The 10,481-nt window shown below is 70.2% G+C and carries 7 protein-coding genes and 1 pseudogene; 3 read left to right on the top strand and 5 right to left on the bottom strand.

What is annotated here, in order from left to right:
• Positions 1 to 4 precede the first annotated feature (4 nt).
• The 5 genes and pseudogenes from GKQ77_RS33805 to GKQ77_RS01010 all read right to left on the bottom strand — a co-directional run.
• Complete coding sequence (locus GKQ77_RS33805; RefSeq protein WP_219686656.1) at positions 5 to 2,914, bottom strand: N-6 DNA methylase; 2,910 nt, start codon at positions 2,912 to 2,914, stop codon at positions 5 to 7.
• Complete coding sequence (locus GKQ77_RS00995) at positions 2,911 to 5,823, bottom strand: type I restriction endonuclease subunit R (protein WP_219686657.1); 2,913 nt, start codon at positions 5,821 to 5,823, stop codon at positions 2,911 to 2,913. The genes GKQ77_RS33805 and GKQ77_RS00995 overlap by 4 nt, the downstream gene beginning before the upstream one ends.
• A 572-nt stretch (positions 5,824 to 6,395) precedes the next feature.
• Positions 6,396 to 6,896, bottom strand: coding sequence for a hypothetical protein (locus GKQ77_RS01000; protein ID WP_219686658.1), 501 nt, complete (start codon positions 6,894 to 6,896; stop codon positions 6,396 to 6,398).
• 290 nt (positions 6,897 to 7,186) lie between these two features.
• Positions 7,187 to 8,524, bottom strand: a complete 1,338-nt coding sequence (locus GKQ77_RS01005; RefSeq protein WP_219686659.1) for a hypothetical protein — start codon at positions 8,522 to 8,524, stop codon at positions 7,187 to 7,189.
• 132 nt (positions 8,525 to 8,656) lie between these two features.
• Positions 8,657 to 8,840 (bottom strand): annotated as a pseudogene (locus tag GKQ77_RS01010) (thioredoxin-disulfide reductase); the annotation flags it as partial.
• A 315-nt stretch (positions 8,841 to 9,155) separates the two neighbouring features.
• Between GKQ77_RS01010 and panD the strand changes: the two are divergent.
• The 3 genes from panD to GKQ77_RS01025 form a co-directional block, all read left to right on the top strand.
• Entirely contained in the window at positions 9,156 to 9,572 is a 417-nt protein-coding gene (gene panD, locus GKQ77_RS01015) for an aspartate 1-decarboxylase (protein ID WP_219686660.1), read from the top strand.
• A 71-nt stretch (positions 9,573 to 9,643) separates the two neighbouring features.
• A complete protein-coding gene (locus GKQ77_RS01020; RefSeq protein ID WP_219686661.1) occupies positions 9,644 to 10,048 on the top strand; it encodes a GNAT family N-acetyltransferase in 405 nt (134 codons plus the stop codon).
• On the top strand, positions 10,045 to 10,481 hold a 437-nt coding region (locus GKQ77_RS01025), incomplete at its 3' end, for an aspartate/glutamate racemase family protein (protein WP_219686662.1). The genes GKQ77_RS01020 and GKQ77_RS01025, both read left to right, overlap by 4 nt.

Genomic DNA, 10,481 nt, shown 5'->3' on the forward strand with positions numbered 1-10,481 from the left:
CCCCTCAGCCGGACCGGAACGTGCGGGCATCGCGCGGCGGTGTGAGCTCCTCCGCAAGCCTGGCGAACCGTCGCCAGGCATCCTCCAGCCGCCCGGAGATCTGCTGGGCGATCAGATGCGGCTCTGGAGTCTCCCTCGGCTCCTCCTCGCCCAGGTCGGCGCCGAGGTCGAGGTTGACGTCGGGCCTGGTGAGGAGTGCGTCGACGGAGTAGGGCTTGAAGGCCCGCGACGCGACCCGGGAGTCGGGCGGGTGCCCGGGCCGGTAGGCAGCGACGAACGCGTCGAGACCTGAGCTTTCCGGGGAATCGGCGACGGCCGTGTCTCCGGTCCGCGCGTCGTAGACCCAGAGGTGGCGGGTCGCTGGCGATCCGTCGGGGCGGGCCGCGGCCTTTTCGAAGAACAGGACATTGAGCTTTACCCCCGAGGAGCCTCCGGAGAACCCGGTGGGGAGGCGGAGCAGGGTGTGCACGTCGCACTGTTTCAGCAACTGTCTCCGTACCCGTTCCCCGGCGCCCCTAATGAAGAGGACGCCGTCCGGTACGACAACGGCGGCCCGGCCGCCGATCTCCAGCAGGGTGTAGATGTGCTGGATGAAGTTGAGCTGCTGATGGCTGGTGGCCGCCCAGAAGTCCGGCCGGGCGAGGGCGAGCTCCTCAGAGCCATGGAGGTCGGGTGCGCCGGTGGACGGGGGCACCCAGCGTCGCTGCCCCAGCGGCGGATCGGCGAGGACGAGGGTGGCCTGGCGGCGGGGGCTCGCGGTGAGGGAGTCCCGCACCTCGATGGCCGCCGGGTTGCCGTCGAGGCGCTCGACGCCGTGCAAGAACAGGTTCATGCTGGCGAGGCGCGCCGTCGCGTCCACCAATTCCGTCCCGCGGATCGCGCCGTGGGACAGCTGTTCCCGCTGGGCGGGCGGGACGCCCGGCGGGAGGTGTCGGGCGATGTGCTCGAAGGACCGCACCAGAAATCCCCCGGTGCCTGCGGCCGGGTCCACGATCGTGTCTTCGACGGTCGGACGGCAGCACGCGACGATGACGTCGATCAGCTGCCGGTGGGTGAAGTACTGGCCTGCGGCGGTCCGGTGGTCTTGAGCACACCGGGCGAGGAACGCGTCGAAGACCGGCGCGCGCCACTCCGGCCGTTTGTCCCACCACGAGAGCCCCTCCTCGATCTGTTGGATCAGGTTCTGGAGGTGCATCGGGCGGCGTAGCCGGTTCTGGGCCTTGTGGAAGATGCGGCCGATCACGCCGCCGCGCTCGCCAAGCTCCGCCAGGAGGGCGCCGTAGTACCGGATCAGGTCCGTGCCCTCGTGTAGCGCGAGCTCGTCCCAGGCGTCGCGCCCCAGGACGTCAACGCGGTTGAGGGGCCGGTGCCGCAACTCCTGTGCCGCCTTGAGGAAGAGCAGGTATGTCACCTGATCGCCGTACTCCAGGGCTGTTAGACCATCGTCGCTCAGTGGCGGGAAGAAGGACCAGAGGTGCTCGGCCCGGCGCTCCACCTCGGAAGGTCGGTTGACAGACCGTCGGGTGGGCGTCGCACGCGGCACGGTCACTGCTCCCTTGAGTCGTACGTCGTTCTCGCTGCTCGGCGCCGCGCCGTGGGGCAGGCTGCCCGTGAGGGCCTGCTCCCGGCAGCCGTCGCGCAGCCGAAACGCCATCGCCAGGGCTTCCTCGGCCGAGGACGTAACTGAGTTGAGTTCGCTGTTCCACGCCTCCAAGGAGGCGAGGAGCGTGCCCTGTTCGGTGAGTGGAGGCACGGGGATGGGCATCTGCCGCAGCTGGTCGAGGCCCAGGGAGGCTAGGCCAGCTGTGCTCCGTGCGGCGTCCCGTAGCCAGCTTCGTCCGGGACCGTTCGCGTACAGGGCGAGCAGCCGGGGGTGCAGGGCGTCCCCGGTTATGCGGACCCGTGCCACGTGGTGGTTCGGTACGTACATGAGGTGGGAGGAGTCCTGTTCCCATACTCGGGCGAGGCCGAGGCTGTCGGGTTGTCCACTCAGCACATAAAGGACGTCCCCAGGGCTCAACCGGGTCGCCTCCGCTCTACGAACGTCCAGCCGCACCGTCGGCATCTGCTTGTGTGCCCAGCGCTCGCCCCGGAGTTCGGCCGGGCGCAGGGAGCCCACTTCGACGCCGTACGGATCGTCGGCATGCCGGCTGTTCGTCACGGGCCCGCGTACGACTTCGGCCAGCTCGCCGAGGGCGACCCAGCGCCATCCCAGGGGGATGGCGGGCAGGGGAGCGCGGTGCGTGGCCGCGGAGGGCTCCGGGCCCGCGTGCGGCCCGGTCGTGGTGTGGCCGAGGAGTCCCTGGTCGATGACGAGGGTGCGGAGGTCTTCCACCTGTCGCAGGGTGTCGCGGACGGCGGCTTCCTCCTCGTCGACCCGGACGAGCCAGAAGGCGAGAGAGGTCTTGATCCGCTCCTGCTCGGATCGTGGGGGCAGCGGCAGCCGAACCCGTTCCAGATCCCGTGCCGCGATGTGCCCCAGGCCGGCACCCTGACGTACGGACGACTCGATCTGGCGCCGTACGACGCGGGAGTCCCATGCCAACACCAGGTACTCGGGGTCGATCAGCCGCTCGTCGACCCTCACCCGGACCATGGTGGCGGGGTACGACGTGGGCCCGGTGGTCTCGCCGACGAGGGCGGCCCGCCCGATCCGCGCCCCCGGCCCGTCGTTGCGGCTCATCAGGATGTCGCCCGGCCGGATCAGATGGCCGGCCGCTTCCGCTTCCGCTGCCGAGGCACACGGGCCTTCCCGGGACTCAGTGAGGTCGGCCGTCGCCGACCGGAGCGCGGGCAGGCGGAGGACGGGCACCCCTCCCGGGACGGCCTGACCGGACCGGCCCGCCGCCAAGGGCTCGCGCAACAGTTCGCCCAGCGGAACCTCGGTCCAGCCGGGCGGCAGTCCCGTCCTCACGCCAGCACGCTCCGCAACTCGTCCAGCAGGCGGACCGCACCCTGCTCCCCGTGCTCCCCGAAGGCGCGCAGGAAACCCGACGTGCCGCCCCTGACGGTGAAGGGAACGGCGTCGAGAGACGCAGCGGCGAAGTGTCCGCCGGCCGCCGTGCCGTCCGCGATGTGTTCCATCCACCAGACCTGGTCGGAGTCGAAGGACCGTCCCCGGCGCTTTTGGCGGTCGATCCATGCGTCGAGCCGGTCGAAGACCTGGTCGCGGTAGGGGCGCGGGCGCGGCTCCAGGCCCGCTTCGTACCGGACGAGGGCAAGGAGGTCCGCAGGCCCCTTCGGTGCCCGCGGCCGACGGGGATCCGGCACAGCGACACCGACGCGTTCGTAGGCGCTCCAGATCCGCTCCGCCGTCAGGCCGTGGGGCGGCCGTGCCAGAGACTCGGCCCACGAGCGAAGCCTGCGGAAATCTTCCTCGGACAGGCCCCCTGTGACGGTGATTAGATCCCGCGCCGCGGCATTGCCCGCCCGCAGGAAGGACTGCCAGCGCTCCATGACCTCGGCGTCGTCGACTGTTGCGAGGGCGGCCGGGTTCGGGGCCTCGTCCGCGTCCTTCCCCCGACCCCGCCCCCGCTTCCGCGTCGTGGAAGGCCGACTGGAATGGTGTCGTGCGACGCCGACCGGATCCACGACCACGCACCGGGTCTTGGCCGACGCGCCGGGGGTGACCGCCCTCAGTGCCGCCGAGGCGATGGGGCGCGTCCCGACCGCGAGCATCTGGAAGTAGCGATATGAGGACTTGACGTCCCGCAGGAACAGCAGACATTCGACAGGGGCGATGTCCGTCCCGGTAAGCAGGTCCACCACGACGATGACTCGCGGTTCGACGGTGTTACGGAACTGCGAGAGCAGCCGGTACGACGATCCGCCTTTGAGCGTCACCTTCTGGCAGAAGCCAGGCCCCTGCCCGAAGACCGCGCGCACCGCGTCGACCACCTCGTCCGCATGCCGGTCGTCGGCCGCGTAGACGACGGTCTTGGGCAGCGACACGTCCCCGGTACCGGGCCTCGCCCGCTCGGGGAACATCGACGGCAGCCCTTCCTTGAACGCCGTCAGCGCGGCGTGTAGCGCCTTGCCGCTCACCCCGGAGCGACCGTGCCCGAGGGGGCCCTCCACGTCGGGGTCGAACTCCTCCTCCAGTATTTCGGCCGCCCGCTCTGGTCGCGTGCGGAGGCTGCCGACACGGTAGATGGTGACGTCCACGGCCCGGCCGTCGGCGACGGCGTCCTCGAAGGTGTAGGAGCTGATGAGATTGCCCTGGAAGACTTCCAGAGACCGGTCCGTCGGGGTGGCCGTCAGGCCGAGCACCGGGGCGTCGAAGTAGTCGAATAGCGCACGCCATCGGGGGGAGACTGACCGGTGGCAGTTGTCGGCGATGACGAGGTCGAAGGACTCGGGGGGCAGATCGGGCCGGTAGCGGACTCCGGACGCCGGATTGTCTCCGCACAGGGCGTTGTGGAGCCGCGGCACGGTGCTAACGACGACTCCGTGGGGTGGCACGGCGTCCGGGCCCAACCGCTCCACCCGGTACGACTCGGTGAACTTCCGGCCGTCGTCGCCGGGGCCAGAGTAGGCCGCGAAGGTCGCCAGCGCCTGGTTCTCGAGCTCCAGCCGGTCGACCAGGAAGAGGATCCGGCGGGCTCGGGCGTGCCGCAGCAGACGGTGGGCTGCGGCGACGGCCGTAACCGTCCGGCCACCCCCAACAGCGATCTGGGCCATGGCCCGGCGCTCGCCCCGGCGCAGCGAGCTCTCGAACGCCCGCACCGCCTCGTACTGCACCGGCCCGAGGGAGTCCCGGGGGTAGCCGTCATCACCGAGGTCCGGAAGACGGTGGCGCACGCGGCCCTGGAATGTTGGCGCCTGGGGGTCGGTCGCGGCTTCGCGCAGCCAGCGGGCGACGGTATCCGGCTGGTGGAAGGTGAAGACCTCCCGGGGGCGCGGCTCGGGGTCGTCCCCATTCCGGAACAGCACCCGGACGCCGTCGGTGGCGTATGTGTAGGGCATCCGCTGCTCTGCAAACGCCGTCGACGGAGTGCCGGCCTCACGGGTCCATGCGATCGCCGCGCGCAGGTCCTCGCGGGGGTGCCACACCTTGACGGTGCCTACTGGCTGGCCGTCGACGCGGAGCACGTAGTCCGGTCCCGCCGCCCAGTCCGGTTGCGCCGTGCCCCTCATCGCGACCCCGCGCACTGGTAGCTCGTCCAGCGGGTCCGAATCATCCCGTACGGTCCATCCCGCCTCGGTCAGCAGCTCCACGACGCGCCACTCTGCCTCCAGGAGGGCCGAACGCGCCTTCAGGGACGCGCTGGTGGACGTCCCGACGGGCGTACGCCGGTCGAAGGTTCGCCGCAGCACGGGGACGTACTCCTCGAGCAGGGCGACCCAGGTGCCCCGGTCGGTCACCGGCTCGCATATGGCCACGTGTCGGCGCGGTGAGCTCGCCGGCATGTCGTCCCACTCGGCAGGCGGAACGAAGGACAGCGCGTCACGCACTCCGGTCCGTAGTCGGAAGTACCAGACGCCCAGCTCGAAGCAGTGGCGTACGAAGCGCTGGGCACGGTACCGGTCATCTGCTCCGGCCTCGCTGTCCGGGGCGGGGTCGCCGGAGCGTCGTAGTTCGGCCAGCACGTGGTGCACCGGGCCGACTGCGGAATCCGAGCCGAGCAGCCGGGCGGACTCCGCAGTCAGCACCTCGGCGAACTGCCGGGCATGGGCGAGGGACCGTTTCGGGCGGTCGTGCGCGACGGCCTCAGCACCCGCGCCGTACAGCAGTAGGAGGGGCTCCAGCGGCAGCAGAAAGCCGAAGTTTGCGGAAGCGGCGGCCAGCTCCGCCAGGGCTTCCTCGGCAGCCACTTGGTGCACTCGGCCCACGTTCCCTTCGCTCTTCGTCAGCGTCACCGGCGACCGTGGCACGGTGTTGATCAAGCACCCCAAATCTATCGCCTCAGGTTCGACTTTGGGTCCGACCTGAGGGAACCTCCAAGTGGCGTCGTCGATGTTGTCCTAGAAGGTGACCAGACAGCAGGGACGAGGCTTACTTGGGCAAGCTTGCCACCCGCGGCCTGGTCGTCGTGGTCGGTCGGCCGGACCCCATCGGCGTCTGGGGGAAGCCGTGCCGGCGTGTGAATTCGTCAGTCGAGCGGAGCCTGGTGTCGCACTGCCGAGCAACTCGTGAGCGCCGGGGGCGTCTCCTTGGGGTGTGGGGGATTCTCGACGCCGAACAGCAACTGCCCGCGGAGGCGGACGCCAGTTGGGTGTGAGATGTGGCGGCGTTGCTGCGGCTGCCTTTGAAGGCGATCGGGATGGCCAACGACGCCTCGCTGGGCTTTCAGAGAGCGAGTGGTGTCCCGCTGCATGACTCCGGCGGGGGTCGAAGCCGAACGCTGCTCGGTATGAGCGCCGTACCGAGCAGCGTGTCTGGCGCGGCGCTGGGCTCAGGCGGCGTCGCTTGCGACGGACGGATTCCTTCGCGGGCCGAACACGGTGTCGAAGGGGCGGCAGAGCGTCGTAGGTACGAGCAGGTACGGCGCGCCCGAGCCTGTTCGGACCGAGCGGGGGCCGGTCTGTCCTGCGGTGAGGGCGTCGTACGGGGTGAGGACGTCGAGGTTGTCGAACACGTAGTAGAGGGGCAGCCTGGTCCACGCGACGAGCTGGAGGTGCGCGTCGACCGCGGCGCTCTCGATCGCGTGGCGGTGCGTCGCCCGACTGGTCATGCTGCTCTTGCAGTCGATCAATGCGACGCGGCCCTCTTTAGCGGCAAGGAGGTCGGGCGTCCACCGAAGAGAGCTGTCGGTCTGTCGGAGTGCGGCTTGAACGGGCTGGGTGAGGACTCCTTGCCCCCACGGGTTGACCGCCCATCCGCGCGCGGTCAGTTCCTGGGCGATGCGCTGCTCGTGGGCGTCCCCCACGGCTTTCCTCTGCTGAAAGCTCGGCATGACGTGAAGTGTTGCGTAGCACGCTCCCGTCAAAACGAGAGGCAGACGCAGACCGGCCAGGCGGAACGCCGCAGAAGCCGTCTCACTGCGTCCGGCTGTGTCCGCCTGCGTCCGGCTGTGTCTCACTGCGTCCGGACAATAATGGCCGGAAGCCATCCACGTTTGGCCCTCTTCGCTCGCAGAGCTGTTGGCGCCCGGCAGGGCGCCCGTTGGCCCGTGTATCCACGCGTTAGCCGTTCGAAGGCTTGGGGGAGCCGTCCGGCTCCCCCAAGGCCTGACAGCAGTGGTGATCAGCGGAGGCGGAGGCGGCGCAGGGCCATGACGGTGCCGTCGGGGTGGATGGAGACGGGGCCGCGCCACTTGGCGTCCCAGGGGTCGGTGGGCCAGGAGTCGCGGAGGGCGTTGGTCTCGTGGCGGTACTGGTCGACCCTGCCGTCCCGGAGGTGGTCGAAGAGGTTCTCCGCCAGACCGGAGAAGGCCTCCACCCGGACGCCGTTGAGGCGGAAGACATGATCGGTGCCCACGAACTTCCTGCCGTGGATGGTGTGGGTGACGTCTTGGACGATGCCGGTGCCGGCGTGGGTGAACGTCTCGAAGTGGCCTTTGCCCTGGCGCTTGGTGAGGTACCGGGCGGTGGGCTCGCCACCTCCGGTGAAGGCCATCAGGCCGGCGGCATCCGCCTGGGCGAGGACTCGGCCGAACCAGCCGCACTCCTCGGGACGCACGTGGTAGCCGACCGGTGGTTCCTCGTTCGGATTGGTCGGGGCGTCGATGCCGGGCCGGATGCTGCGGTCCTCGACGGGAGGGTCGAGATAGAGGTCCTTCGCATCTGCCAGGGTGCCGTCGCCTGGGGCGTGGAGCAGGTAGAGCGTGATGCTCTCGCTCTTTTTGGGGAGCGTGGTGCCGAAGACGAAGGCCGGTGTCTCGTTGTACGCGCCGATGTGGATGCCTTCCACGTCGGCGGAGGCGGTGGCCAGCTGCTTGTGGACCTGGGCGGCGTTGCCGTGCGTGCCCTTGCAGGTGACCGGCATGACCCGGGACGGCTCGCCCGGCTTCCACACCTCCAGGAAGAAGCCCGGCCGGCGCGGGGCACTGCTGCGTCCCGCCTCCCTGCCGGTCAGCTCCCAGCCGGCCCGCATGGCTATCTCGGCGTCGATGACCGAGACCGAGTGATCCGGGTACTGAGCGGCGAGTACGCGCCGGGCGAGGGCCAGGGCGAAACCGATGCCGAGCTCGCCCGACTGTGTGGCCGCGTAGTGGCGCCTGGGGTTACGGCCCTCGCTGGACAGTGCCATGTAGCGCCCGTCGTTGCCGGTGAGGGCCTGGCAGTACTTCAGGCTGGCCCAGTGCTCGGCAAGTCCTCGCCCTGCGCCTTGGCGGGCGAGGACGTTGGCCCGGCCCAGGGCGTGGAGTACGTCCCATGGAGTCAGTTGGAGCGACAGACCGAGTGACTTCACGGGCAGCGGCCGAAGCTCTGGTTTGCGGCGCAGAGGGGCCTGGTTCTTCTCCCGCTTGGCCTTGTCGTCCGCGGTCGCAGCCTTGGCAACACTGCCCGCGAGGTCCGATGTCGAGTGAACGGCCACGTTCCACGGCTGCGCGAGATCCCTCAGCACGTCTGCTCGCTTCAAGCTGCTTCCCCCTACGTTCGTACGGGTGGTACAGGCCGGTGTCGCAAGTTACGTGGGGGAGCAGGGGCGCATGAAGGGCGTAAGCGCGCACATCGTCGGCGTCGGCCCCACCTTGGTACGGGGGCCAGCCAGTCAGGCGTTGACCTGCGCCATGCCGGCGTCCGTGCTGCTGTCGCTCATGGCGTCGAGGCAGCGCTCGGCGTCCAGGGCCGCTGCGCAGCTCGAACCGGCTGCGGTGATGGCTTTGGCGGTGGGTGTGGTCGACGACGTCGCCGGCGGCGAAGACGCCAGGGGCGTTCGTACGGGTTGAGGGGGAGGCAGGCACAGGAACCGGTCCTGCAGGCCTTGGCGGTCGGCCGCTGGGGGATCGGCACGTCTGAGTGTCGTGCCGTCAGGTAAGTCAGCATCTGATCAGCATCAGTCCCCCACGTTCCGGAGAGTCTGGCCGACGCGAAGCCCGGTCCGGCAGCGTCACGACGGCCTGATGCCCACGGCAGTGCAGGCCAGAAGCCTTCTCGTCCGAGGGGGTGGATTTTCCTTTAGATCTCCGACCCGACGCCTCCCGGTGTAGAGTGCAGAACGCCCTTGACCTGCAGAAAGCTGGCAGGGAGCCGTCTTCTAGGAGCTCAAATTGCTGCGCACCATGATCAAGTCCAAGATCCATCGCGCCACGGTGACCCAGGCCGACCTGCACTACGTGGGATCCGTCACCATCGACGCGGACCTGCTCGACGCCGCCGATCTGCTGCCCGGCGAACTCGTCCACATCGTCGACGTCACCAACGGCGCCCGCCTGGAGACGTACACGATCGCGGGCGAGCGCGGGAGCGGGGTCATCGGCATCAACGGCGCCGCAGCGCACCTCGTCCACCCCGGCGATAAGGTGATCATCATCAGCTACGCCCAGGTCGAGGACGCCGAGGCGCGGGCGCTGCGGCCCCGGGTCGTCCATGTCGACGGAGCCAACCGCATGGTCGCCCTCGGTGACGATCCGGCCGAGGGCGTGCCGGGGGACCCGGAGAGCGTGCGGAGCCCGTTGAGCCTCTGAGCGGGGCTCCGCCTCCTCGACGGGAGCCGGCACCAACTGCGTCTCGCGTACCGCGAGGGCGAGGAGAGTCGATGAGCGTCGAGATCCGTGACGATCGGGGCCGGGGGGTGCTCGAAGCGTTCGACGCCGACGGTGCGGCCCTCGGGCAGATCGTGTACTTCACGCTGGACGAGCCCGGAGCCGTGCCGGAGGTCGCGCCGGAAGCCGCGCCGGAAGCGGCCCCCGTGCCGGTGGCCGTGGCCGCGCTCGTGCCGGTGCACACGGAGGTGGCGGCCGCGCACCAGGGCGAGGGCATCGCGGGGGCGCTCGCCGGGGAGCTGTACGCCATCGCCGGGCGGGAGGGCCTCGCGGTCGTGCCGCTGTGTCCGTACGTCGTGAAGTGGGCCGAGCGCCATCCCGAGCAGGCGCCGGCCGCCTCCGACGATCTGACGCGGGCCGCGCTGGACAAGGTCCGGACGGATCCCTCGGCGTGGTGACCCTGGGGCTGCTGCATACGTCGTCCGCTCACGTTCCCGTCTTCGACGGGCTGCGGGATGCGCACCACCCGGGCCTTGAGCTGCGGCATCACGTGGTGGAGTCGCTGCTTGAGCGGGCCCGGTCGGAAGGGCCGGAGGCGGTCGCGCCGGACGTGCGGACCGCTCTGCTGCGGGCCGCCGGGGAGGGAGCCGAGGCCGTGCTGTGCACCTGCTCCACCATTGGCGGCGTCGCCGAGGCGATGGGGCCGGAAGTGGGCGTTCCGGTGCTGCGGGTCGACCGGCCCATGGCCGCCGCGGCCGTCGCCGCCGGGCCCCGGGTCGTGGTGCTTGCCACCGTCGAGTCCACGCTGGGGCCGACCGCGGCGCTGGTCGAGGACGAGGCGCGCAGGGCCGGGCGGGAGGCCGAGGTGCGGTCCGTCGTGGTGTCCGGGGC

Origin of the sequence: Streptomyces anatolicus, assembly GCF_019400875.1 — a bacterium.
GTDB classification, from domain to species: Bacteria; Actinomycetota; Actinomycetes; order Streptomycetales; family Streptomycetaceae; genus Streptomyces; species Streptomyces anatolicus.